Origin of the sequence: Arthrobacter sp. ERGS1:01 (genome assembly GCF_001281315.1) — a bacterium.
Lineage (GTDB): Bacteria > Actinomycetota > Actinomycetes > Actinomycetales > Micrococcaceae > Specibacter.
The window spans coordinates 2,716,938-2,742,461 of the sequence record NZ_CP012479.1 but is presented as its reverse complement, the minus strand read 5'-3'; the positions used below and the strand labels follow the sequence as shown (position 1 = coordinate 2,742,461).

Here is a 25,524-nt window from a genome sequence, read left to right as displayed (position 1 = left end):
CAACCATGTCCCTATCAAACGATGAGCTGGTCCGTCCCGGTGTAAGCGGCGGGCTGTCGGACGTTGTCCGTGACCGGTTCCTGCTGAAGCTGCTGGTCCGCAAGGAACTGAAGGTCAGGTACCGGGGCTCCGTCCTTGGCCTGTTGTGGTCGTACGTAAAACCCGGTGTGCAGTTCATCGTGTTCTACGTGGCATTGGGTGTTTTCCTTGGCCTGGAGCAAAGTGCCACCAACCGCTCGGGCCTGCCCAATTACGCCATCTACCTGTTCTCCGGCATCATCCTGATCAACTTCTTCACCGAAGCCCTCGGCAACGCCTCACGGTCAATTGTCGGCAACGGCGGACTGATCAAGAAGATCTACCTGCCGAGGCAACTTTTCCCGGTTGCCTCGGTGTGGGTGTCGGCCGTGCACTTCTTCCCACAACTGGTGATCCTGCTGGTTGCCTGCTTCTTCTCCGGCTGGCACCCGACGGTGTTCCAAGTGCTGGCGTCAATTGCCGGGTTCATCATCGTCGCGTTGCTGGCCACCGGCTTGGGACTGCTCTTTGGTGCGGCCAACGTGTATTTCCGGGACTCGGAAAACTTTGTCGACATGTTGTTGATGATTGCAACCTGGGCCTCGCCGGTCATGTACTCCTGGACCATGGTCCAGCACAAGCTTGGCGAGGCCTGGTACACGGTGTACCAAATCAACCCCATCACGATCGCCGTGGAAACCTTCCACTATTCGTTCTGGCTTCCGACGACGGACGGCAGCGCCGGCGTGCCACCCCACCTTTTGACCCTGTGGATTCCCGTGGGACTGGTCGTTTCGGCCGCGGTCCTGCTATGGGGACAACTGACTTTCCGCCGGCTTGAAGGCCGCTTCGCGCAGGAGCTCTAAGATGACCACCGCAATTGAAGTCCGGGGCATTAACAAGCAGTTCGTGCTTCGCCACACCCGTTCGCTGAAGGAAGCCTTCGTCTGGTTCATCAAGGGCCGCAAGGGCGAGCTGTCGGAGAAATTCCATGCCTTGAAGGATGTCGACCTGATCGTCAACCAGGGGGAGACGGTGGCCCTGCTGGGCTATAACGGTTCTGGCAAGTCCACCCTCCTCAAGCACATTTCCGGCGTCATGATCCCGGACACCGGAACCGTGCGGACCCGGGGCCGGGTGGCCGGCCTGATTGAGGTTGGCGCCGGGTTCCACCACGACCTCTCCGGCCGTGACAACGTTTTCCTCAACGGCGCCATCCTGGGCATGACCGAGGAACAAATCAACGAGCGCTTCGATTCGATCGTGGAATTTGCCGAGATCGGCCAGTTCATCGACACCGAGGTGAAGTTCTACTCCTCCGGCATGTACCTGCGCCTGGCCTTCTCCGTGGCGGTGCACACCGACCCTGAGGTGTTCCTGATCGATGAGATCCTCGCGGTGGGCGACGAGCCGTTCCAAAAGAAGTGCATCGCCAAGATCAAGGAACTGGCGGATGAGGGCAAAACCCTCGTCGTCGTCAGCCATGACCTGGACCTCGTGTCAAAGATCTGCGCCCGCGGTGTGCTGCTGGATCACGGGGATGTCACCTTCGACGGCCCCATTGACCAAGCTGTTTCTAAGATGCGCGGCGAGTGAGCGGTCCGGCACCCACCGCAACGCCCAAGGTTCGCCGCGATGTGCAGGGGCTTCGCACCCTCGCCGTCGGGCTGGTAGTCCTCTATCACCTGTTTCCGGAGAAGCTGACCGGCGGCTTTGTTGGCGTGGACATTTTCCTTGTCATTTCCGGATTCCTGATTGTTGGTTCCCTGGTCCGGGGAGCAACGGCCACCGGCACGATCAACCTCGCCACGTTTTACGCCCGCCGGATCCGGCGGCTCCTGCCCGCCAGCACCGCAGTGCTGCTGGCCGTCATGGGTGCGTCGGTGCTCGTGTTGCCGCAAAGCCGGTGGCAGGATGTGTCCCGCGACATCGTGGCGTCGGCCCTCCAAGTCCAGAACTGGAACCAGGCCTTCGGCTCGGCCAGCTATGAAGCAGCCGGCGAACTGGTCTCACCCGTCCAGCATTTCTGGTCACTGGCCGTTGAAGAACAGTTCTACCTGGTCATTCCGTTGCTCCTTTTGGCGGCCGTCTTCCTTGGCCGGCTCATGAAGCAAAGCGCGAGGACCGCATGCCTGTGGTTCCTCGCCGTGCTGTGCGCTGCCTCGCTGGTCCATTCGGTGCTGTTCTCCGGTTCGAACCATGATCTTGCCTACTTCGCCACGACCACGCGCATGTGGGAGCTTGGGCTCGGCGGCATCGCAGCCCTGGTCCTGCCCTCGATCCAATTCACGCCGGCTCTCCGCGTGGCTGCCGGTTGGGCGGGCCTTGGCCTGGTGGCCCTGGGTGCGTGCACTTTCACGACGGCCATGGCATTCCCCGGATACATTGCCCTGGTGCCCGTGCTTGGCACCATCTTGATGATTTTCGCCGGCATGGGCGCGGACCCGGGAACTGCTCCCGGCCCGGCAAGCCTCAGCTACTACCTGAGTCTGCGGCCCGTCACCTACATCGGCGACATTTCCTACTCGCTCTATCTGTGGCACTGGCCCGTCATCGTCTTTTACATCCTGCTCCAGGGCCACCAACCCGGACTGGTGGGCGGGGCCGGACTCCTGGCGCTGAGCTTGGTCCTGGCGGCGCTGTCCCACCGCTTCATTGAACAACGTTTCCGCTACGGCAAGCCGTTCCGGCGGAATTCGGGCCGCCGGTTCCCGACCCGCGTGCGGAACCGTTCGGCGTATGGACTGGCTGCCGTACTGGTGGCTGTGAGCTGCGCGGCCGCCGTCGGCCCGTGGTCTGTGGTTGCCGAAAAGACGATTCAGTTGGTGCAGCTGGACAACGACCCCAACTATCCCGGGGCCATGGCCTTCGCCCCGCACCATCCGGCCGCGGTGCCGCCCAACGTTCCCATCAGCCCCGACCCCGCCATTGCCACGAAGGACGTCCCGTTGACGTCGAAGGACGACTGCGGCGTCTACGACCCCAAAAAGATCGATGATTCCCGGTGCTACTACGGCAGCCCGGCCGCCAACCGGACCATGGTGCTCGTGGGAGATTCCCACGCGGCACAGTACATTGACCCGATCGCGGCCGCTGCCGGCAGGAGCAACTGGCAGGTGCGGGCCATGGTCCGCAACGGCTGCCCCTTTTCGGCGGCACCACCGGCCAGCGCCACGACCACCTACACGAACTGTTCGAGCCAGAACGCCGTTTCGCTGAAGAAGATCCTCGCCATGAAACCGGACAGCGTGGTTGTTTCGGGAATGACGGACTTCGGCTACGGCAAGGCCCTGAAATGGCGATGGTCGAGCGAACGGACACTCGTGGACGGGTATGTGGCAATGCTCCGGCCCCTGCGGGACGCGGGCATCAAGGTCAGCGTCATTGCCGACACCCCGTATCCGGGCGTATCGGTTCCGGACTGCGTCGAAAAAAACGGTCCCTCGGCGCCTCGGTGCGATGTGCCCAACGTCGCTGTGAAGGACCCGCTGGTGATCGCGGCCCGCGAAGTGGGCGGCGTCACGACCATTGACCTCAAGGGCTACCTTTGCTCCCGATCCTCGTGCCCGCCGGTCGTGGGAAATGTACTGGTCTACCGGGACAACCACCTGACCGCGACCTTTGCCAGGACGCTTTCGGCGCCCTTGGAGAAGGCCCTGGCCATGAACTAAGTCCCTAGGGGGAGGCGCATCCGTGGCCCGCGGCGTCATTCCCGATTGATGTTCCGCGGACGGTATGCTGTATTGGGGTGCCGATCGTGGCACTCCGCGACGACGTCCGCACGGCGGGACACCGCTCCTGAACGGCGCGATCCAACCGCGCGAATCGACACCCTGGCAAAAGGCACGGGACTGGCTGATAGTCCGCCCGGCACCCAAGTTCGAAAGTAAAGGCAAACCCAACGTGAAGATTGCAGTCATTGCACTCGGTAAGATCGGCCTGCCATTGGCTGTCCAGTTCGCTTCAAAGGGTCACGACGTGGTGGGCGTGGACGTCAACCAGACCGTCGTCGACTTGGTAAACGCCGGAACCGAACCGTTCCCCGGCGAGGCGCACCTGCAGGAAATGCTCTCCGAGCTGGTCCCGGCAGGGAAACTGCGTGCGACGACGGACTACGCCCAGGCTGTCCCCGACGCCGACGCCGTGGTGCTTGTGGTGCCGTTGTTCGTTGACTCGGACGCACGCCCGGACTTTGGCTGGATGGACGTGGCAACCGCCGAACTGGCCCGCCACCTGACCCCCAACACCCTGGTCGCCTACGAGACCACGCTGCCCGTCGGCACCACCCGCACCCGCTGGAAGCCGGCGCTGGAGGATGGTTCCGGCCTGGTCGAGGGCAAGGACTTCCACCTCGTGTTCTCCCCGGAACGCGTGCTCACCGGCCGCGTCTTTGAAGACCTGCGCAAGTACCCGAAGCTGGTGGGCGGCCTGTCGGATGCCGGCGCCGCGAAGGCCGTCGAATTCTACGAATCCGTCCTGGACTTTGACGACCGCCCCGACCTCAAGCGCCCCAACGGGGTCTGGGACCTGGGCTCCGCCGAGGCTTCAGAGCTGGCCAAGCTGGCCGAGACCACGTACCGGGACGTCAACATCGGCCTGGCCAACCAGTTCGCCAAGTTCGCGGCAAAGACCGGCATCGACATCTACCAGGTGATCGACGCGTCCAACTCGCAGCCCTTCAGCCACATCCACCAGCCCGGCATCGCCGTCGGCGGCCACTGCATCCCGGTCTACCCGCGCCTGTACCTGTGGAACGATCCCGACGCCACCGTGGTGCGTGCGGCCCGTGCGGCGAACGCCGACATGCCCGATTACACCATCGGCCTCCTGGAAGGCGCGTTCGGCGACCTTGCCGGGGCACGCGTCGTCGTCCTTGGTGCGGCGTACCGCGGCGGCGTGAAGGAGACGGCGTTCTCCGGCGTCTTCGATGCCGTTGAGGCAATCTCGACCCGCGGCGGCACCGCCCTGGTCCACGACCCCATGTACACGGACGCCGAACTGAACAAGCTCGGTTTCGACGCCTACCACCTGGGCGAGCCCGTCGATGCCGCTGTGGTCCAGGCGGACCACGCCGAGTACCGTGAGCTGGCCCCGGCAGACCTGCCCGGCGTCAAGGTGTTCATCGACGGCCGCCGGATCAGCTCCGCCGAGAAGTGGGACGGCGTCACCTACCGCGTCATCGGCAAGGCATAATCTCTGTGACCATTCGGAAAGTGGCGATTGTCCCCTGCCATAACGAGGCAGGGGCAATCGCCAAGGTGGTCGCCGATCTTCGGGCGGCGGTGCCTGACATGGAAATCTATGTCTATGACAACGCCAGCACCGACGGCACGGACGACGTCGCCCGAGAGGCTGGTGCCCAGGTGCGGTACGAGACCCTCAAGGGCAAGGGCAATGTGGTCCGCCGTGCCCTGGCTGACCTCGACGCCGACGTTTACCTGTTGATCGACGGCGACGACACCTACGACGCGACGGCGGCTCCGGCCATGATCGCGACGCTTCTGGATGGTCCCTTTGACCAGGTGACCGGTGTCCGAACCCAACAATCGGAATCCGCCTACCGGGCCGGCCACGAACTGGGAAACAAGGCGTTCAATTCGGTCGTGAGCGGAATTTTCGGCTACCCCGTCGCCGACATGCTCAGCGGGTACCGGGTCTTCTCGCGACGGTTCGTCAAGTCGTTCCCCGCAGTGTCCAAGGCGTTTGAGATTGAAACCGAATTGACGGTCCATGCCGTCAACGCGCGTCTTCCGCAAACCGAATTCCCTGTCGGCTTCAAGGACCGGGCCGAGGGAACCGAGAGCAAGCTGCGCACCTATCAGGACGGTTTCAGGATCCTGACGATGATCCTGAAGCTTGTCCAAACGGAACGTCCCATGGCCATGCATTCCGTGATCGCCGCAATCCTCTTTGCCATCGGAGTGCTCCTGGGCATCCCGGTGATTGTCGATTTTGTCGACACCGGGCTCGTGCCGCGATTGCCGACGGCGGTGCTTGCCTCATCCCTGGTCCTGCTCTCCGTCCTGGCGCTGATGATCGGCATCATGTTGGAGGGCCTGCGCAAGGTCCGTCAGGAAAACATCCGGACCACCTATCTGAGCATCCCCGCGCCGACCGTGCAGGTTTCCCGATGAGGGGCGGCAAGCGGCTGGCCCCCAAGCCCAGTTCCGCCGGTCGTCGGAACCCATTGCTGCGCAAGGCCCTCCGGCTGGTGGGTCTTTTCGTGATCGGGGCAATAGCGCTGCAGGCCGTCTTCTTTGGCCTGCTCATTGTTGGCCAGCTGGTCCCGGACAAGCCCATTGTCGACGCGCTGGCCATTGCGGTCAACAACAAGACCTATGGTCCGGCGGGCATTCCTGACCGCATGGGCGGGACCGCCGATACCTTCACCGAGTGCGTGGTGGTCGGGACGGGCCTGGGCTCGGTGGACATGAACCCGGTGCAGCGTGCCGCGTTCATGCCGCGCATTGCCAATTGCGAGTCTGGCAGCGGCCAGATCCTCACCCTGGCCGAGGGCAAGGACCTGCCGCCGGACCAGGTGGCCGGTTACTACAAGTATTGGGCCGGTTACACGATTCTCACCCGACCGGTTTTGGCCTTCTTTGGCCTGGGTTCCTTGCGCATCGTGTCGGGAGCCCTGCTCCTGGGGACCGCGATCGGCGCCGTTTGGATGCTCGGATCACGGACGCGGAAGCTGGCCGCCGCGGCACTGTTGCTGCCGCTGGCCCTGGCCTCGAATCTGATGTCGACGCCGTCGACCTCGTTCAGCCAGGCCTTGTCGATCTCGGCAATATTCGCGGGCATCATCATTTGTTCGTGGGCGGCGTCAAAGTCGTTGGCGTGGGCGTTGGCCGGCGTCGGGGTGTCGGCGGGGCTCTTCTGCTACGTTGACCTGCTGACGACACCGGCCATCCCCTGGGTTTTCAGCACCGCAGTCGTGGCGGCGGTGACGTTCACCAAGACCCTGAAAGTCAAGGAGACTGCCATCGCCGGCATTGCCGCGGCCGTCATGTGGCCGGTGGCCTTCGGATTTACGTGGGTGTCGCGGTGGGTCATCGCGGCCCTGTTCCTGGGCGTACGGACAACCGTCGATTTCATCACCTCGAATGTCGAATTCCGGACAGGGGGGAGCCACACCGGCGTGACGCTGGGCTTTGGCAACCCCACCAATGCGAACTGGGCCTACTGGACCTCCCATATGCCCACGGCAACCTTCGTCCTGGTGGTCTGCCTGATCGTCGTGGTGCTGGCGATCGTGGTGGCATGGCTGCGGGCAGGATGGCGCAGGGCGCTGACAGGGCTCATGCTTTCCGCCTCCGGCATCTTCGTGTTCGTGTGGTACGAAGCCGTCAGCAACCACTCCCAGATTCACGCATTCTTCACCTACCGGGGGATCCCTGCAGCTTTGGGCATCCTCGTGTTTTCGTTTCTTCTGGTGGCCGGGTTGCCGCGCAAGCTGCCCCGGGCCACAGTGGAAAATGCCGTACCGTCCGGATCCGGCGAGGCTTCGGCGGCTCCGGTGGCGCAAACCACGGAGGACCCGCGAGCGGAAAGCTCGCTCGAAATGGCCACCTAACGGCCAACCCTTACGTCCAATTCCACTGATTCGACCAATGTGCATGGCATGTTGGGCCGCAAAGACGCTGCGGCGCCAACCGAGAGGAACGAAAGAATGACAACGATGATTGCGGCAACCGCAGACGTCTCAGAGGCTGCATCGTTGGGCGATGGCAGCAAGATCTGGCACCTCGCCCAAGTCCGCGAAGACGCCGTCCTCGGTGAGAACTGCATCGTTGGACGTGGCGCCTACGTCGGCACCGGGGTCAAGATCGGCGACAACACGAAGATCCAAAACTACGCGCTGGTGTACGAGCCGGCCGTGTTGGGAAAGGGCGTCTTCATCGGCCCCGCTGTTGTGCTGACCAACGACACCTACCCCCGTTCCATCAGCCCGGACGGATCGCTGAAGAGCGCCCACGACTGGACGCCGGTCGGCGTCACCATCGAGGACGGGGCGTCCATCGGCGCTCGTGCCGTGTGCGTGGCGCCGCTGACCATTGGCCGCTGGGCCACGATTGCCGCCGGTGCGGTGGTCACCAAGGATGTGCCCGCGTTTGCCTTGATGGCAGGCGTCCCCGCCCGCCGACTCGGCTGGGTTGGCAAGGCCGGATTCCCGTTGAAGGAAGACGGCGGATTTTGGGTCTGCCCGGAAACCGGGGCAAAGTATGTTGAAGATGGAATTTCCCTGAAAGAGGCAAAGGACAACGCATGAGCCAGGACTTCATTCCCGCAGCAAAACCGATCATTGGCGACGAGGAACGGGCAGCGGTCGACGCCGTCATGGCCTCGGGCATGTTGGCCCAAGGCAAGCAGGTGGCCGACTTCGAGACCGAGTTCTCCGATGTGCTCCTGGACGGCCGCGCCAGCGTAGCCGTCAACTCGGGCACCTCCGGCCTCCACCTTGGCCTGCTGGCCTCCGGTGTCGGCGCCGGTGACGAGGTCATCGTCCCGTCCTTCACCTTCGCCGCCACCGGCAACTCGGTGGCGCTCACGGGCGCCACGCCAGTGTTCGCCGACATCGAGCTGGACTACTACACGCTCGACGTGGCCCACGTGGAATCGTTGATCACCGAGAACACCAAGGGCATCATGCCGGTGCACCTGTACGGGCACCCGTTTGCGGCCGAGGCGTTCACCGCTCTGGCGGAAAAGCACGGCATCGACCTCTACGAGGACGCCGCCCAGGCCCACGGTGCCGCCGTGAACGGCAAGAAGGTCGGCACCTTCGGCAAGTTCGGCATGTTCAGCCTGTACCCCACGAAGAACATGACCTCCGGCGAGGGTGGCATGGTCTCGACGTCGGACGCCACGGTGGAACGAAACCTGCGCCTGCTGCGCAACCAGGGCATGGAAAAGCAGTACGAGAACGAGCTGGTCGGTTTCAACAACCGCATGACGGACCTGCACGCCGCCATTGGCCGGGTGCAGCTGACCAAGGTCATGGCCTGGACCAAGCAGCGCCAGGACAACGCCGCGTTCCTGACGGCAAACCTTGAAGGCGTCGGTACCCCCAAGGTCGCCGAGGGCGCCGAGCACGTGTACCACCAGTACACGATCCGCGTTCCCCAGGGCCGCGACGAGCTGCACGCCCGCCTGCGTTCGGAGTTCAACATCGGTTCGGGCGTGTACTACCCGGTCCCGAACCACCGCCTGCCCTCCTTCAACCGCACCGAGGACCTGCCCAACACGGAGATTGCCGCCAAGGAAGTCCTTTCCCTGCCGGTGCACCCGTCGCTGTCCCAGGACGACCTCGAGCGCATCGTCACGGCCGTGAACACCATCGTGAAGGCCGGTGCCTAGAGCATGGCGAATTTGCGCGTAGGACTCATCGGCCTGGGCATGATGGGCCGCCACCACGCACGGGTCATCCGTGAAGTGGAGGGCGTGGACCTGGTGGCCGTCGCCGATGCCTTCGGTGACCCGCACGGTGTGGCCAAGGAACTGCCCGTGCTGGGCAGCGTCGAGGAACTCATCGCCGCCGGCATCGACATGGCCGTGGCCGCAGTGCCCACCGGCATGCACGAGGAAGTCGGACTGGCCCTGGCCGCGGCCGGCGTCCACACGCTCGTGGAGAAGCCCATTGCGGCCAGCGCCCCCGCCGGCCAGCGCCTCGTGGACGCCTTTGCGGCCAGGGGACTCGTGGGCGCCGTGGGACACATTGAACGCTTCAACCCGGCCCTGCAGTCGCTGCGCAAGCGCATCGCCGACGGCGAGCTGGGCGAGGTCTACCAGATCGCGACGCGCCGCCAGGGACCGTTCCCGGCCCGCATCGCCGACGTCGGCGTCGTCAAGGACCTGGGCACGCACGACATCGACTTGACCGCATGGCTCGCCCAGAGCCGCTTCGAGTCGATCTTCGCCCAGACCACCACCCGCAGCGGACGCCCGCACGAGGACATGGTGGCCGCCACCGGCAAACTGGCCAACGGCGTCATCACCAACCACCTGGTGAACTGGCTTTCTCCCATGAAGGAACGCCTGACCATCGTCACGGGCGAAAAGGGCGCGTTCGTGGCCGACACCGTCACCGCGGACCTGACGTTCTACGAAAACGGCACGGTTGCCACGGAATGGGATTCCATGGCGGCGTTCCGCGGCGTGTCCGAGGGCAATGTGACCCGGTTGGCGATCGCCAAGCCGGAGCCGCTGCGCACCGAACACGAAGCGTTCCGCGACGCGGTCCTGGGACTGCGCAACGACGTCGTCACCATGGCCGAGGGCCAGGACACGCTGGTTGTTGCGGAAGCGGTGCTGGAATCCTCCCGCACCGGGCTGCCCGTTGGGATCCCGTCTTAGTGGCCGCACAAAAACCGTTGAAGGTCGTCGTCACCACCCGGCTCTACCCGCCGGAGGTGGGGGCGGCGGCCTTCCGCTTGAAGGCTCTCGTGGACGGCCTGGTGGGCCAGGGGGCCGAGGTTGAGGTCATCACCACGCGGCCGCCGAAGGGGACTGGGCCGTTCAAGCCGGCGTATGCGCTTCGCCGCTGGCCGGTGCTGCGCGACGCCGGCGGCAACGTCCGCGGCTACGTGCAGTACCTGAGCTTCGACATCCCCGCTTTTTTCCGCCTGCTGGCGGCGAAGGCCGACATCGTCGTGTCCGAACCGCCGCCCACCACGGGCGTCGTCGTCGCACTTTCGTCGCTTCTGCGCCGCCGCCCGTTCGTGTACTACGCGGCCGACGTCTGGACCGAGGCGTTGTCGGCGATGGCCGTCCCCGGAGCCGTCAAGCGGGCCATGGGCGCGCTTGAGGGCTTTGTGCTGCGCCGGGCCGTTGAGGTCATCGCCGTCTCGGAACCCGTTGCCGAACAGGTGGCGAAGTTCAAGGTGCCCGCCGAGAGGATCACCGTGGTGGGGAACGGCGTGGACACCACAGTGTTCAACCCGTCCGGCCCGTCGGCCTCCGCGGAGAAGCCGTACTTCGTGTACACCGGAACCATGAGCGAGTGGCAGGGTGCGGATATCTTCATCCACGCACTGCCGCTGGTCCGTGAACGCTTTCCGGACGCCGAAATCAGGTTCTTTGGCCAGGGTGCCGATGAGGAACACCTGCGCGTCATTGCCGGCGAGCTGGCCCGGGCAACGTCCACTTCGGTGGCGTGGTGCCGCCGGCGCAGGCCGCCGAATGGATCCGCGGCGCAACCGCAGCGCTGGTGAGCATCAAACCCGGCCAGGGCTACGACTTCGCCAAGCCGACCAAGATCTACGCCGCCGCCGGTTGCGGCACTGCGGTGGTCTTCGCCGGACAGGGCGACGGCGCCGCGATCGTCGAATCCGGACGGCTCGGTTGCGCTGCGGCGTACGACGCCCGCAGCGTGGCCGATGCCATGATCGCGGTGCTGGAGGACCCCACCCTGGGCGGGGCACAGACCCGCGAATCCCGGGTCGGCTGGGTTGCGGACAACGCATCCTTGCAGGCCTCGGGTCGCCTGGCGGCCGCCGCGGTTGCGAAAGCCGCCGCGGTTGCGAAAGCCGCCTCCACCGCGTGACGGGCGCGGCCGTGCCCACCAGGTGGCACGGCCCGGCGCCTGCCCGCGCCACCCGGCGCCCGGTCTGCCGGGCGCCCCATGCACTAAGCTGACAAACGGCCATATCTACGTAGCGAAGCGGACCAATGAAACCAAAGATTCTCTGCATTTCCTTCTCCGACATCAATGCCGACTCGCGTGTCCTGCGGCAATTGAATGTGTTGGCGGAGTTCGGCGATGTCACGACGCTCAGCTACGGAACCAAGCCCGCTGCCGCGGCCGAGCACCTCGCCATTGACACCGACCTGCCTTCCCTTCCCCAGACGCCGCTGGGTGTCCTGAAGCTTGCGCTGCACCTCCATGCGGGCTCGGAGCTGTCGGCACCCGCCGTGAAGGCGGCCCGGCCACTGGTGGAGGGGCGGTCCTTCGACCTCATCGTCGCCAACGAGACCAGGGCACTGCCGCTGGCGCATCTGCTCTCGGACGAGGGAAACAAGGCCCCCATCTGGGGCGACATGCACGAGTGGGCCCCGGAGGAACGGACCCAGGTTGCCTCATGGCGCATCCTCGTCAAGCCGCTCATGAAGTACATCTGCCAGAAGTACATCGCCAAGACCTCGGCCATCAGCTCGGTGAATGGTTCCATCGCCAAGTTGTATGACGAGAACTACGGCTCGCACTCGGTGGTCGTCCGCAATGCCGGCACGTTCCAGGAACTGGAGCCCTCACCGGTCAATCCCGACCGCATCCGCCTGGTCCACAGCGGCGCAGCCGTCCCCGGCAGGAACCTCGAGGGGATCATCGAGGCGGTCCGTTTGCTCGGCGACGCCTATTCCCTGGACCTGTACCTGATCAAGGCGCGCGACGGCGGACGGTACTGGGACCAGCTGAAATCGCTGACCGCGGGCATGGACCAGGTCACGTTCCACGACGCCGTCGCACCCCAGGAACTCTCGGCGACGCTCAACGAGTACGACCTGGGCATCTATACGCTGCCGCCGAAGACCGTGAACCAGCAGCTGATGCTGCCGAACAAGTTCTTCGACTTCATCCAGGCACGCCTCGGGGTCGTCTTCGGGCCGTCCCCCGAGACCTCGGCGATCATTCGTGAATACGAGCTGGGCGTCATCGCCGAAGATTTCACCCCGGAGGCATTGGCCGCCGCTATCAGCAGCGCAAGCGCCGACGACGTCAGGGGCTTCAAGGCCAATGCGCACGCGGCGGCCCGGGCACTGAGCTCGGACCAGGACGTGGAAGTCCAGCGCACGCTGGTCAAGGGCCTGCTGACCCGCTAGTCTTCCCGCACGCAAAACATAAAGGAACCCGGACACCTTGGTGTCCGGGTTCCTTTATGTTCGGCCCGGCTGGTGGCCGGGAGCCGTGGACTACTTGGCGAACTTCGCCAGGAGGGCGTCGACGGTGCGTTGGGCCGCGTGGCCGTCACCGTACGGGGCTTCGTCGGTCGGGGCCGGGGCGGAGCGCTCCACGACGCCGGCCAGCTGGCTCAGATCGTCGTTGACAAGCACGTTCCAGCCCAACTCCACGGTTTCCACCCATTCGGTTTCCGGGCGGATGGTGGTGCACGGAACGCGCAGCAGGAACGCTTCCTTTTGGAGTCCGCCGGAGTCGGTGACGACGCCGGCGCTGTTGGCAACGGCGTTGACCAGCTGCGGGTAGGCCAGCGGGTCGCTGAGCACCAGGGCTCCGATGTTCAGGTCGATGCCGTGGGTCTCGGCGAGGGCGCGCAAACGGGGGTGCGCCAGAAGCAGCACGGGCTTGCCCAGGGCCGAGAGTGAGTCAACGATCGCCTTCAGGCGGGCGGGGTCGTCCGTGTTGTCCGGGCGGTGGATCGTGCACACGTAGTAGTTGCCCTGTGTGACGCCGTCGGGAAGCGGCTGGCCGGCGCTGGCGAGCTGGTCGCGGACGCTGTACAGGACGTCGGTCATGACGTCGCCCACCATGACGGAGCGCGCGGACAGGCCCTCGGTGGCCAGATGATCCATGCCCACCTGGGTGGGGGAGAGCAGCAGGTCCGAGGCGTGGTCGGTCAACACGCGGTTGTGCTCCTCGGGCATCCGCCGGTTGAAGGAGCGCAGCCCGGCCTCCAGGTGCGCCACGGGGATGTGGATCTTCACGGCGGCGAGGGCCGCGGCCAGGGTCGAGTTCGTGTCGCCGTACACGAGCACGACGTCGGGCTTGGCTTCCTCAAATACGTTCTCCAGGCCGGTCAGCATGGAGCCGGTCTGCTCGCCGTGCTTGCCGGAGCCCACGCCAAGGTTGTAGTCCGGCGCGGGGATGCCCAGGTCCTGGAAGAACACATCGCTCATGAGTTCGTCGTAGTGCTGGCCGGTGTGGACGATGATGTGTTCGGCCCGGCCGTCCATCGCCTTGGCGATGGGAGCCAGCTTTACAAACTGTGGACGTGCGCCCACAACACTTAAAATACGCATAGGGACAGTTTAGGGGACGTGGGCGGATCGCTCCGGTACCTGGGGTTGGGTCGGTCGCCCGGGCCCGCCCGATCCCCGCCCTGCGGCGGGACCGCGCCATGGACCGACGGTTCGTTGCGGAGAGTCCCCGTATGGGACAATGGATTGGTGAGTCGAACTTGGATTGTCATACCGATGTACAACGAGGCGACCGTCGTTGGTTCCGTCATTGAAGGGCTAATACCGGTTTTCCCAAACGTTGTTTGCGTCGACGACGGCAGCACCGACGGATCGCAGGAAGCGGCCCGGGCAGCAGGTGCCGTCGTCGTTCAGCATCCCATTAACCTGGGCCAGGGGGCCGGGCTCCAAACCGGTATCGAGTATGCCCTCCAGGACCCCGAGTTGGGGTGCATCGTCACCTTCGACGCCGACGGGCAGCACCGGGTGGAAGACGCCCAGGCCATGGTGGCCCGCATCTACAGCGGTGAAGCGGACATCGTGCTGGGCTCCCGCTTCCTGGACTCACGGACCAAGATCTCGGCCATGAAGCGGATTGTCCTCAAGACGGCGGCCGTCCAGTCAAGGATGGCAACAGGGTTGCCCCTGACCGACGCGCACAATGGCCTGCGTGCCTTCAACCCGTACGTGGCACGGAAGCTGAACCTGACCCAGAACCGGATGGCACATGCGTCCGAACTGGTCCACCAGGTCGCCAAGATCAAGCCCAAGTGGGTGGAACATCCGGTGGTCATCATCTACACCGAGTATTCAAAAGCCAAGGGACAGTCGCTCCTGAACGCAGTGAACATTCTCGCCGAACTCTTTTTTAGGTAGACACATGCGCATCATTGTTCAAATACTGTTGGTCCTGGCCGTCATCCTGGTTTCGCTCGTGCTCATGCGGGGCGGGTCCAACGCCCGGCACCTGGCGATCCGCCGGCTCATGCTGATGATGTTCGGTGCAACAGCCGTGCTGTCCATCTTCTTCCCCGGAACCCTGACCCAGGTCGCCCGGTTCTTCGGGATCGGCCGTGGCACCGATCTGGTGCTCTACGGCCTGATTGTCAGCTTCCTCGTGTTCATGTCCACCACCTACCAGCGCTTCCGTCAAAGCGAAATCGCCATGACACGCCTGTCACGGCGGGTTGCGCTCCAGGAAACGGTCCGCCCCTGGGAATCTGCGGAGCAGCAGCACCTCCCGGCAGCACACCATGGGCCCGAACACGGCTAGTATCACGGCGCTCCACGCCGGAAATGCGGCATAAGTCATTCCGGCGGAGTGCGTCAAACAGGCAACGGCCAAGAACCCCACTTTGTGCCCAGCGATGGGCCGGACCATACTTCGGAAGGTGGGTTGTTCGTGAAGATCGCCCTGACCAAGGGAACCCTCTCTGTCCCCCCGACCTACTTTGCGTTGACTCACGCGCAAAAGATGTCGGGCGCGAACGACGGAGAGTTCTCCTTTAAGTTCTTTACCCTGGCCGCCAAGATCGAGGATCCCGAGATCGGCATCGAGGTCAGGGACTTTGCACCGCTTCGGCGGGAATCCATTTCCCGACGGCAGGTCTTCTTCCCGGCCGTCCTGCCCCTCATGGCGCGATCCATTGCGGCGTTTGAGCCCCAGGTGATCCATCAGCACTTTGCGACCTGGGCCGGCCCGGCGGTTTCAGCGTCCCGCAGGGCGGGGTCCCCGCTGATCACCACACTGCACGGCGCGGACGTCATGCTGGCCGGCCGGCAACCCCGCAACACCATGGAAAAATACCAGCAACGGACCATGAAGGCTGCGGCCACGGCCAGCGCACGCGTCCTTGCCGTGAGTGAATTCCTCGCCGACGCCGCCATTGCGGGCGGCTTTCCCAAGGACAAGCTGGTGGTCCACTACCAGGGGATTGACACTGACTGGTTCACGCCCGACACCACCGTGGTCAGGGAACGTCCGCAAATTCTCTTCGTCGGCACGCTCAACGACCAAAAGGGGATTCTGCAGGCGGTGGAGGCCTCCATCGGCCTGCTGGGCGAATTCGACCACGACTTCGTCATCGCCGGCGCCGGGCCGCACATGGCCGAGCTGCGCAAGCTTCAGTCCGACCACGGGCACCTGAAGTTGATGGGCAGGCTTGACCGGACCGCCGTCCGGGAACAAATGCGCCGCGCAACGGTGCTTGTCGCTCCGAGCCGGCTCAGCAAGGGCGCCCGGGAAGCCGCCGGGTTGGTCCTCTTGGAGGCGCAGGCCTGCGGTACCCCGGTGGTGGCCTACGACAGCGGCGGCATCGCGGAGATGGTGTCGCCCGAGAGCGGAACGCTGCTTACGGAAAACGACGTGGAAGGCCTTCGCCGCGCCCTTTTGGCCGTATTGGCCGACGATGTGGCCGCCCGGGCCGAACGCGGAGCCGTGGCACGAAACTTCGTGGTGGGCCATCGAAGCCTCGCCGCCAGCGTCTCGGAATTGACCGGACACTACCGGGACGTCAGCGACCCGACAGCGTAGGGTCAGCCGTCCCGCAAGCCGCCAGCTTGTGCAGTTTCGACGTTCCCTGCCGAGCCTCCCCATCAGGGCCATTTCATCGGCTGAGGCCTTTGGGTGCCCTTGTGCGACCAGGGTTGGGAGATCTTGGCGGACGCCCTTGATGTAGGTCTCCGACGGGCAGTTGTGTCAGTGCTCGACGACGCTGACGCGCGACTTGCGGCCAATCCCTCGCAGCGCCAGGACATCTTTGTAGTTGACGAGGGCCCAGACCAGCGCGAAGCCGATGGCCAGGAGCGCACCCTCCCATTTCGGCGGTTCCTCCATTGCGGTGTACACGAGGCCGCCCGTCAACAGGGCAAGACCGATGAAGAGGCGGACCATAAGCCCGGTCCAGCGTTGGGAATCCAAACGCCATGCCCACACCAACGGCAGCACCGAGGTGATGATGGTCGTGGTCAGGTAGCCAACGGCGACACCGATGACACCGAACGACGGCGAAAGGACCAGCCAAAGCACGAGGGCAAGTCCAAGGCCCACCGCGGCAACTATGGAAAGGATCCGCACCCCGCGCAGGCCGGTCGCGTTGAGCCGGTTGACTGCGGCGACGGGAAGAGTGGTGAACATAACGGCCAACAGCAGGATCGGGAGGATGTCCTTGGCATTGGCGAACTTGGCACCGTAAAGAATCTGGACCACCAGGGGGCTTGCCAGGCACAGGGCTCCGAAGACGCCAACCATGCTCACAATAAGTCCGCGGGTCACAGTGTCGGTGTGGGAACGCAAGGCTGCCTTGTCATCCCGGCCGCCGGCTTCGGCCATGGCCGGGAACAGGACCTGGCTCATGGTGCGGGCCAACATGGTGGCGGGTGTGGCCAGGCTCAGTGCCGCCGCGTAGAGGCCGGCGTCTTGCGCCGAACCGGCCAGGTGGGCCGCAACCATGGAGAGCTGGAGGAGTCCCGTGCTCGAGAGGGTGCCCAGGACGCCGTAGGCGACGTACTTGTTCATTGGCGCAACCAGCTCGGGGTCAAGCGGCACGGTGGGCCGCTTGGGCCAACAAACGATCGCGTAGGCCCCGTAGGAGATGGCCAAGGGCAGGAGCAGCAGGCCGTTGGCGTGGAAGATGAGCACGGCGGCAAGCATGACGATGGCGGCGACCGAGCCTGCCACATCCCAGGTTGCGGCACGCGCAATCTGGCCGGCACCGTACTGCACGCCGCGGGTGTAGGACCAGCCGGCATAGCCGAGGAGCAGCAGCCCTGCCCCTAGGGCGGTGAAGATATCGGTGTTTAGCGAGGTGAGGCAGAAGGCCACCGTGATGACGGCCAGTCCCAAAGAGGTCCAAAGCATCCGCCGGCCCAGGTAGCTCGCCACGGCCTGTGCCTGTTCGGGCCGGTCCGCGCCACGCATCTGTGCCACGAATCGTGTGGCGCCCTGACCGGACGACGTGGGCCATAGAAGGCTCAGGAACAGGGCCACGGATATGGCCGAGTTGACGCCGGCCAGGACCGCGACGCCCATGATCCGGCCAATGAGGACGCTGTAGAGGAACCGCACGAGACCCTGGGAAATGCTGCCCATCATGCCGAAAGCCCATCTCGTGGACAGGCTTTTGGTACTGGTTTTGGTCACGTCGGTTCGGGTGAAGGGTGATTGCACGGATGAACTCTCTGGCTGCTTTTTTGCGTTGGACGCCTGTCGGCCCCGCGGCCATGGGTCATTCTACCCGGTGCATCTGGGCCTTCGGGACGGCCCGTTGGCACCCGGCGGCAGGGCTTTATCCGGTTGTCGTGAATGCCCATTAGTATTTGAAAGCGTGACCCCGCACAGCGCAAGTGAAGAATCCGAGTCGATGCCCACATCAGTGTTCCCTTCGGAGGGGCCGCTCATTGACGTGGTGATCGCCGTGCACACCACGGCACGGCCGCTGGCCCGAGCCATTGAATCCTGCGGCCTTGACGGCCGGCCCGGAGTAGTCCGGGTCACCGTCGTCTGCCACAACGTCGGGTCTGCTGATATCCAAGAATCACTCGGCATGGCCCCGTCGCCCGGTTTGCGGTTCATCGAGCATTTCGACGGCCTGAACTCTCCGGCGGGCCCGAAGAATGCCGGGCTTGCCGCCGTCGAGGCGCCCTTCACCGCCGTCCTGGACTCCGATGACTACTTTGAGCCGGGTGCGCTCTCCCACTGGCTCGATGTCCTGGAAACGTCGGGAGCGGACGTTGTGGTGGCCCCCGTTCGCCATCAGGCGGGCGATCTGATCCGTACGCCCCGGGCCCGGATCGGCCGCGTCCACGGGCTCGATCCGGTCAAGGACAGGCTGGCCTACGCGACGGCCCCGCGCGGCTTGTGGCGCACCGAAACCGCTGCCGGCGTTGGCTTCCACTACACGGAAGGCCTGCGCACCGGGGAGGATCTCGAAGCCGGCCTGCGGTTGTACTTTTCCGGAACCCGTTTGGAGTTCCCGGCCCACGGCCCGGCCTATGTGTTGGGTGACGACGCCGAGGACCGGGTGACGGCTGATTTCCTGCCGTGTGCCAGGGAACTCGAGCCCGTCTCCCTCGTATGCGAGGGGTGGGCGGCGCGGCAGACGGCGTCTGTCCAACGGGCCGTGGCCATCAAGCTGGCGCGGACCAACCTGATAGGCGCACTGTCCCGGCGGGGCCCGGAATGGGACTGGTCGGCCCCCGACCTGGCTGCCCTGCGCCAGACAGCCGGCCAACTCCGTGAACTCTCGCCCGGCTATGCCTCGGTCCTGACCATCGCCGAAGGCAAACTGGTCGAAGCCCTCGGAAGTGACGCGGTGACCGGCGAAAAGCTCGCGTCCGTGATTGCCCATTACAAGCGAAGCAGTTTGGTGGCCCGGATTCTTAGCCCGTCGCTGCGTGGCAACCTCGATCCGGAAAGCAACCTCAGGCACGCCGTCAGGCTCTTGTTTGACCGGCGTCGCAAGTAACCCGGACACGGGTACCGACGCGCCCTTTGTTCGGCAGGGGCCTTGATAGGCTGAAAACCTCCAGAGACACCACCTTTCGCCTGCCGCGGGAGATGCAACCCATCACTCGTCCTGGACCACAAGGAGACAACGTGCGCCCGACATCGCTTTTGCCTGCCAAGCACCTGTCCAGGTTCAGGAAGTGTGGCCTGGGCATGCTCGTCGCCCTTGTCGCACTGGGCTTGTCCAGCCCCTCCTTGGCCGCCGCTGCGCCGCTGGGGGCGCCCCAGGAGGCTGCACCGCAGGAATCGGCGCAGGCCGCACTTTCCCCGACTGCCCAGGCCACGACGACGCCGACTGCCCAGGCAACGACGCCGGCAACGGCGTCGGCCACGTCAACCCCAATGCCACCTGCGACGACGCCGAGGCCGACCCCGGAGACACTGTCGACTCCGGAACCGTCCACCGTTGCCCCCACCACCGAGGCGGGCAGCGCGCCCGCGGCCCCGCAAGCCGCCGTGCCGGAAGTCTCATTGGCCCAGCGCGGCCCCTATGGCGCATACATGGGGCAAGGTTTGGCAAGTACCGCCGATTCCGCCAAAGCGGCCAAATCGGCGAGGATCGCCGCAGCGCCGATGGCGGTCGCGGCCGCAGGTCCTTCGGGCGTGCTCGGTGTTGATGTCAGCGGCCACCAGCCAAACATCGATTGGAAGCAGCAGGCGGGGTTGGGTGCAGCCTTCGCATATGTAAAGGCCAGTGAGGGGATCGACTTCAAGAGCCCCACATTTTCCGACCAGTATTCCGGCTCCTACAACGCGGGCCTCATTCGTGGCGCCTACCATTTTGCCCTGCCCCCCGAATCCAGCGGCGCGGCACAGGCAAATTACTTCGTCAAAAACGGCGGAGGGTGGAGCGCCGACGGGATGACACTCCCGCCGCTGCTCGACATTGAGTACAACCCCTACTACCAATACGGCAACGCCTGCTACAACATGAGTGCCAGCCAAATGGTGGCCTGGATCAAGGACTTCTCCAACCGCATGCTGGCCCTCACCAAGAGGCTGCCGATGATCTACACGACGGCGGATTGGTGGCAAACGTGCACCGGCAACAGCCAGGCATTTGCCAACCAGCCGCTGCACATTGCCGCGTACCCCAATGATTTGAACAACAACTTTCAATATGGGCCGGGCAGCCTGCCCGGTGGTTGGCCGGTGTACAGTGTCTGGCAATTCTCGGACAACTGGAAGCTGACCGGCGACAGCAATGTGTGGAACGGAACATACGCGAGCCTGCAAAAGTTTGCGCGGGGAGACGGCGCAACGCCGCCGCAACCCGGCGTGACCGACGGCATCCCCCTGACGGTGGGAATCGGCGACTTCAACTCCGACAAGCGATCCGACCTGCTGCAGACACGCCAGGACGGAACCCTGTGGTTCTACCCCGGAAACAATGACGGCACCTTTGGCAAGGCCATTCAAATCGGCACCGGGTTCAACGTCTACACCAAACTCGTCGCTCTGGGCGATTTCAATGGCGACGGCAAACCCGACTTTGCCGGAATCCGCAAGGACGGCAGCTGGTGGTTCTACGGCGGAACCGGCGTCGTCGATGCAAACAACAAAGGGTACCTACCCGCCATCAGTACCCCCACGCAGTGGGGCCAGTTCTCCTCAGTGACGGGGATCGGCGATCTGACCGGAGATGGGAAACCCGACGTCGCCGCAGTTGGCACGGATGGAACGCTGTGGCTGTTCCCCGGCACGGGCGTGGTCTCCGCCACGAAATCCGGAGTGGGAGCCGGCATCAAGATCGGCAACGGCGGCTGGGGCGCCTACTCCGGCCTTGTCCGTGGCGGCGACATCAACAAGGACGGCAACGACGATTTCCTTGCCGTGGGCACGGACGGATCCCTGTGGATGTATCCGGGCACCGGGAACGCCTCCTCGATCAGCTCGGGCTACTCCGCGCGGATCAAGCTCGGCAATTCCGGCTGGGACAAGTTTTCCACCGTCGTGGGCACCGGCGACCTCAATGGTGACGGACAACCCGACATCATCGGTCGGTACGCGGATTCCTCCTACGTGTTCTACGCCGGCAGCGCCGCGGGCAAGGACGGCTATGCCCCTGCCCGCAAGATCGGCACGTCCGGGTGGGACAGGTTCAAGCAGGTGCTGTCGGTGGGGGACTTTGACGGCGACGGGAAGCCTGACCTCCTGGCCGTGCGCAATGACGGCGTGCTGTTCTTCTACGCGGGAGATGGCGTGGGCGGGTACCAGCCGGGCAGACAGATTGGCACCGGCTGGGGAGTCTATACGGGCATTTACGGGGTGGGCGACTACAACGGCGACGGCCGGCCCGATCTCCTGGCCGTCCGCAGCGACGGATCGTTGTGGTTCTACGCAGGCACCGGAAAGGTCTACGCCGCGGACCAGGGCTATGCCCCGGCACTGAAGGTGGGCCGTTCCGGCTGGAACGCCTATTCCCAAATCATCGGCACGGGCGATATCTCCGGAGACCGCTATGTTGACCTGCTGGGCATCCGGCCCGACGGCTCGGTCTGGCTCTATGCCGGCAACGGAAATGTCAGCGCCACCTCCGAGGGCTATGCCCCGGCGGTGAAGGCCCCCGCGTCCCTGCTGGCCGGCGTGTCCCAGGTGGCGGCCGTGTTCGACTTCGACGCCGACGGCAGGAACGACGTCGTCGCGACCAAGTCCGACGGGTCCCTGTGGTTCTATGCGGGCACCGGAAAGCTCACTGACCAGTACGGCTTTGCCGCAGGGAGGAAGATCGGCAATTCGGGCTGGAACGCCTACCTTTCTCTCCTGGGGGTTGGCGACAGCGACGGCGACGGCGCACCCGACATGGTGGGCATCAACCGCAACGGTTCACTGTGGTTCTACGCGGGGACAAAAATGCAGGCACAGGCAATAACGCCGGGCGTCCGAAAAGGGAACATTCCTTAAAGTCGGGGCGGAGGCACCGTTCTTTCCGGCTCGAATTCACCACAAGATAGGGTTAAACGCATGAAAGTTTTGGTCACCGGCGGCGCCGGTTACATTGGGTCCCATACCGTCCTTTGCCTCCTGGAAGCCGGGCACGACGTCGTCGTCCTGGACAACCTGGCCAACTCCTCCGCCGAGTCGCTGAAGCGGGTCGAGGAACTCACGGGCAAGCACCCGGAGTTTGTTGAACTGGATTTGCTCGACGCCGCCGGCGTGGACGCATTGTTCGCCGAAGGCCGCTTTGACTCCGTGATCCACTTTGCCGGGCTCAAGGCCGTGGGCGAGTCCGTGGCGCAGCCGCTGCGGTACTACCAAAACAACATCGTTGGCACGCTGAACCTGCTGGCCTCCATGGACAAGCACGGCGTGCGGACCCTCGTATTCAGCTCCTCCGCCACCGTCTACGGCGCCAGCGAAGAAGTCCCGCTCATCGAGAAGATGCCGCTGGATGCCACCAACCCGTACGGGCGCACCAAGGAACAGATCGAGGACATCCTCACCGACCTCGGCGCCGCCGACCCCACCTGGCGGGTGGCACTGCTGCGCTACTTCAACCCGGTGGGCGCGCACGAGTCCGGCCGCATCGGCGAGGACCCCAGCGGCATCCCCAACAACCTGCTGCCATTCGTGGCCCAGGTGGCCGTGGGACGCCGCGAGAAGGTCATGGTGTTCGGCAACGACTACCCGACGCCGGACGGCACCGGGGTCCGGGACTACATCCACGTCATGGACCTTGCCGCCGGGCACCTGGCCGCACTGAACTACCTGCCCGGCCACGCAGGCGTGTTCCGCTGGAACCTGGGCACGGGCAACGGATCCTCCGTGTTGGAAGTCATCCAGGCCTTTGGCGACGCCGCCGGCAAGCCCGTACCGTTTGAGTTCGCCCCCCGCCGCCCGGGCGACGCCGCCGTCAGCTATGCGGACCCGTCCTCGGCACTGGCGGACCTGGGATGGTCGGCCCACCGGAACCTGGCCCAGATGTGTGAAGACCACTGGCGCTGGCAGCACAATAACCCGCAGGGCTATTCGGCGTAGCGGGACTGCACAAAAAATGGGCGTGACCTCATCCGTGGGATGAGGTCACGCCCATTCTTGTCTCCGGGCTAGTGCTTGCAGCCGTCGATCCGGTACAGCTTCGCGGGGCCCTGCTGGTCAATCAAGGTCAGCCCGGGTGTCTCGGCAAGCTGTGCCGACGTCGGGAACGGGTTCCTCATGCCGTTGATCTGTTTGCTGCCAAAATCCAGGACGAAATACGAATCCAAGGCGCGGACAGCCGAGCACACGGCCGGATTCGTCGCCAACTGGGTCAGGTGCTTGACGACCATTTGGTCATCCGGGGTAAGGGTTGACCCGACGGCCGGAAGAATGACCCGGCGGTTTTCCAGGGCATAGACCAAGGACGCCCCGGTGGCGGGACTGACGATCACGGTGGCGTCCGCCGGAATTGTCCGGTCCGTGCGGGCAATAAGCGCGGCCTCGTCCGTTGACAGCAGAGGAGCGTTGGCCGAGATCGAGTAGGCGCTGCGTGCGTGTGCGACCGTCGTGCGAATGGAGTCGTCCTGGGCCAGGAATCCGACGGCCAGGGCTGCGACCGTGCCGCCGGCCATGACTGCCATCCAGGGCTTGCGGCCCAACGCCGGCGTCAGCTTCAGCCGGCTGCAGAGCAGGTCGAACAACCAGATCGTGCCAAAAACGCACACTGCCAGGCCGGCTGCCGGGAGCAATGCGGCGAGGCGGTAGCTGTCGTTGTAGAACACCCCGGTCAGCGAGGATCGCTGTTCGCCGGCCTTGAAGCCCGACACGACGACAAAAAGGTAGACGCCGGCTGCCAGCATGCCCAGCAGCCAGAGATGGCGTCCGTTGCGGACAAGGGCATAAATACCAACCACCGTCAGCGTCGCGACCACCCAGGAGAGGGGCCGTCCCATGGGGGCATTGCTGATGGCTTCGCCCAACGCTTGTGGGACGGTCTGGATGGGCGGCCAGAAGGACGCCTTTGCACTGGGCCGGAAGGTAAGCCAGACGTATTTCAGGACCAGGTAAAACACGATTCCGGCGGCGACCGAGACGAACAACCAATACCATGACAGGGTGCGGGCAAGGCAGGAGCGGAGCTGCCGGTAGATCCACAGGGCAATCGCGGGAAGGGCAAACGCCCCCAGGACGATCGCGATGCTTGGATGGCTGAGCGCCACGCCGGGGAGCGCAAACACCATCAATACGGCAGCCCGGACTGCGCCCGGATTCCTGCCCTTCGACAGTCGCAGCACGTCCGCGATCAGGCCCATCATGACCGGCAGCAAGGTGATGGCAAGGAAGTTCGGGTACAGCACCCCGAAGTCCATCAGAAGATACGGGAAGGCGCTGAAGGCGCCCGCCAGGACACCCGTGACTAGGTAAACCGCGGGACGGCTGCCCAGTACCCGGGTGGCAAGGTACATGGCGGAAATGGTCCACACCGCCGCAGCCAGGATGATGTTCACCGCATTGACGCCGACAGGGATGGACGACCCCGAGGCCTGGACCACCAGCGCCACCAAATCATGCCAGGCTCCGGGGTAAAAGGACTTCGCCCCCGAGGTGCCCAGGTTGCCAAGATACAGCGAGGACCCGTTGCCGGAATCGAGGATGAACCGCACGGCGTTGAGGTGGAAAACGTTGTCGTAGGTCTGGGAAATGTTGCCGGGGTGGATGAAAATCGTCTTCAAGCGGTGACCGATCACAACCACCGCAACAGCCAGGCCGCCGAGGAGCCCGAGCCAAACCGGCAGAGGGGGCCGGACCCACAGCGGGGAGGATTCGCGCGTTCGGCGGATCTCCACGAGGTACCTCACGGCCCAGGTCACGGCCGAGGCACCGACAGTGACAAGTAGCAGGGCCGGGAGGGTCCAACGGACGTGGATTATTTGAGCCGCAATTGCACCGACCCCAACCAAGGTGATGGTCAACGGTGCGGACAGCGCCAGCCAGGTAATGCCGCGTGCACCGATCACGCGCGCCAGTATTGCTCCCGGGATGAAGACGATGGCCGCCGCGACGACAAGGGTGGGAAAGGTCTCAAGCCAAGTCATGAATTTTTGCTGTTCTCCTACGGGACGTCCGCCCAATCGTGCCCCGAGCCAGATCCCAGGCTCCTTGATTCTAAC

21 protein-coding genes are annotated in these 25,524 nt (G+C 64.6%); 18 read left to right on the top strand and 3 right to left on the bottom strand.

The annotated features are described in order from the left end of the window. Positions 1-5: 5 nt before the first annotated feature. The 12 genes from AL755_RS16375 to AL755_RS16325 all read left to right on the top strand — a co-directional run bounded on the left by AL755_RS16375 (position 6) and on the right by AL755_RS16325 (position 12,837). Positions 6-884: an ABC transporter permease gene (locus AL755_RS16375; protein WP_054011917.1), complete on the top strand. Its 879-nt coding sequence runs from the start codon at positions 6-8 to the stop codon at positions 882-884. Between the two features lies 1 nt (position 885). Beyond that, positions 886-1,614 (top strand): ABC transporter ATP-binding protein, encoded by a 729-nt coding sequence (locus AL755_RS16370; RefSeq protein WP_054011916.1) that lies wholly within the window; start codon positions 886-888, stop codon positions 1,612-1,614. Then, positions 1,611-3,689: an acyltransferase family protein gene (locus tag AL755_RS16365; protein WP_054011915.1), complete on the top strand. Its 2,079-nt coding sequence runs from the start codon at positions 1,611-1,613 to the stop codon at positions 3,687-3,689. The genes AL755_RS16370 and AL755_RS16365 overlap by 4 nt, the downstream gene beginning before the upstream one ends. Before the next feature lie 232 nt (positions 3,690-3,921). Beyond that, positions 3,922-5,211 carry a nucleotide sugar dehydrogenase gene (locus AL755_RS16360; RefSeq protein WP_054011914.1) on the top strand — a complete coding sequence of 430 codons (1,290 nt, stop codon included), beginning with the start codon at positions 3,922-3,924 and terminating at the stop codon, positions 5,209-5,211. A 5-nt stretch (positions 5,212-5,216) separates the two neighbouring features. Continuing rightward, a complete protein-coding gene (locus AL755_RS16355) occupies positions 5,217-6,152 on the top strand; it encodes a glycosyltransferase family 2 protein (protein WP_237762513.1) in 936 nt (311 codons plus the stop codon). Next, positions 6,149-7,594: a hypothetical protein gene (locus AL755_RS16350; protein ID WP_150117146.1), complete on the top strand. Its 1,446-nt coding sequence runs from the start codon at positions 6,149-6,151 to the stop codon at positions 7,592-7,594. The genes AL755_RS16355 and AL755_RS16350 overlap by 4 nt, the downstream gene beginning before the upstream one ends. 96 nt (positions 7,595-7,690) lie before the next feature. Beyond that, positions 7,691-8,290, top strand: a complete 600-nt coding sequence (locus AL755_RS16345; protein ID WP_054011912.1) for an acyltransferase — start codon at positions 7,691-7,693, stop codon at positions 8,288-8,290. Then, complete coding sequence (locus AL755_RS16340; protein ID WP_054011911.1) at positions 8,287-9,378, top strand: DegT/DnrJ/EryC1/StrS family aminotransferase; 1,092 nt, start codon at positions 8,287-8,289, stop codon at positions 9,376-9,378. The genes AL755_RS16345 and AL755_RS16340 overlap by 4 nt, the downstream gene beginning before the upstream one ends. Before the next feature lie 3 nt (positions 9,379-9,381). Beyond that, on the top strand, positions 9,382-10,374 hold the full coding sequence (locus tag AL755_RS16335; protein WP_054011910.1) for a Gfo/Idh/MocA family protein: 993 nt from the start codon (positions 9,382-9,384) through the stop codon (positions 10,372-10,374). Next, positions 10,374-11,231 carry a glycosyltransferase gene (locus AL755_RS16330; protein WP_237762512.1) on the top strand — a complete coding sequence of 286 codons (858 nt, stop codon included), beginning with the start codon at positions 10,374-10,376 and terminating at the stop codon, positions 11,229-11,231. The genes AL755_RS16335 and AL755_RS16330 overlap by 1 nt, the downstream gene beginning before the upstream one ends. After that, positions 11,174-11,563: a hypothetical protein gene (locus tag AL755_RS24125; RefSeq protein ID WP_445290473.1), complete on the top strand. Its 390-nt coding sequence runs from the start codon at positions 11,174-11,176 to the stop codon at positions 11,561-11,563. Before AL755_RS16330 ends, AL755_RS24125 begins: the two co-directional genes overlap by 58 nt. Positions 11,564-11,688: 125 nt before the next feature. Then, on the top strand, positions 11,689-12,837 hold the full coding sequence (locus AL755_RS16325; RefSeq protein ID WP_054011909.1) for a hypothetical protein: 1,149 nt from the start codon (positions 11,689-11,691) through the stop codon (positions 12,835-12,837). 90 nt (positions 12,838-12,927) lie between these two features. Here the strand turns inward: AL755_RS16325 and wecB are convergent, their stop codons facing one another. Further along, on the bottom strand, positions 12,928-13,992 hold the full coding sequence (gene wecB, locus AL755_RS16320; RefSeq protein ID WP_054011908.1) for a non-hydrolyzing UDP-N-acetylglucosamine 2-epimerase: 1,065 nt from the start codon (positions 13,990-13,992) through the stop codon (positions 12,928-12,930). A gap of 174 nt (positions 13,993-14,166) precedes the next feature. On the opposite strand from wecB, the gene AL755_RS16315 reads away from it, so the two are divergent. The 3 genes from AL755_RS16315 (at position 14,167) to AL755_RS16305 (ending at position 16,462) form a co-directional block, all read left to right on the top strand. After that, entirely contained in the window at positions 14,167-14,805 is a 639-nt protein-coding gene (locus AL755_RS16315; protein WP_054011907.1) for a glycosyltransferase family 2 protein, read from the top strand. A gap of 4 nt (positions 14,806-14,809) precedes the next feature. After that, complete coding sequence (locus AL755_RS16310; RefSeq protein WP_054011906.1) at positions 14,810-15,202, top strand: DUF2304 domain-containing protein; 393 nt, start codon at positions 14,810-14,812, stop codon at positions 15,200-15,202. Between the two features lie 129 nt (positions 15,203-15,331). Then, a complete protein-coding gene (locus tag AL755_RS16305; protein WP_150117145.1) occupies positions 15,332-16,462 on the top strand; it encodes a glycosyltransferase in 1,131 nt (376 codons plus the stop codon). Between the two features lie 165 nt (positions 16,463-16,627). Here AL755_RS16305 and AL755_RS16300 read toward each other — a convergent pair whose 3' ends face one another. Then, a complete protein-coding gene (locus tag AL755_RS16300) occupies positions 16,628-18,022 on the bottom strand; it encodes a lipopolysaccharide biosynthesis protein (RefSeq protein WP_054011904.1) in 1,395 nt (464 codons plus the stop codon). Between the two features lie 268 nt (positions 18,023-18,290). Here AL755_RS16300 and AL755_RS16295 point away from each other — a divergent pair, with 268 nt between their 5' ends. From AL755_RS16295 to galE, 3 genes are all read left to right on the top strand, one after another. Then, positions 18,291-19,394: a glycosyltransferase family A protein gene (locus tag AL755_RS16295; RefSeq protein ID WP_160318922.1), complete on the top strand. Its 1,104-nt coding sequence runs from the start codon at positions 18,291-18,293 to the stop codon at positions 19,392-19,394. 131 nt (positions 19,395-19,525) lie between these two features. Then, the gene (locus AL755_RS16290) at positions 19,526-22,339 is read left to right on the top strand and encodes a GH25 family lysozyme (protein WP_150117144.1); all 2,814 of its coding nucleotides are present in this window, start codon (positions 19,526-19,528) and stop codon (positions 22,337-22,339) included. A gap of 60 nt (positions 22,340-22,399) precedes the next feature. Then, positions 22,400-23,413, top strand: a complete 1,014-nt coding sequence (gene galE, locus AL755_RS16285) for a UDP-glucose 4-epimerase GalE (RefSeq protein WP_054011901.1) — start codon at positions 22,400-22,402, stop codon at positions 23,411-23,413. A 68-nt stretch (positions 23,414-23,481) separates the two neighbouring features. On the opposite strand, the gene AL755_RS16280 is transcribed toward galE, so the two are convergent. Continuing rightward, positions 23,482-25,449 (bottom strand): DUF6541 family protein, encoded by a 1,968-nt coding sequence (locus tag AL755_RS16280; protein WP_054011900.1) that lies wholly within the window; start codon positions 25,447-25,449, stop codon positions 23,482-23,484. Between the last annotated feature and the right edge of the window lie 75 nt (positions 25,450-25,524).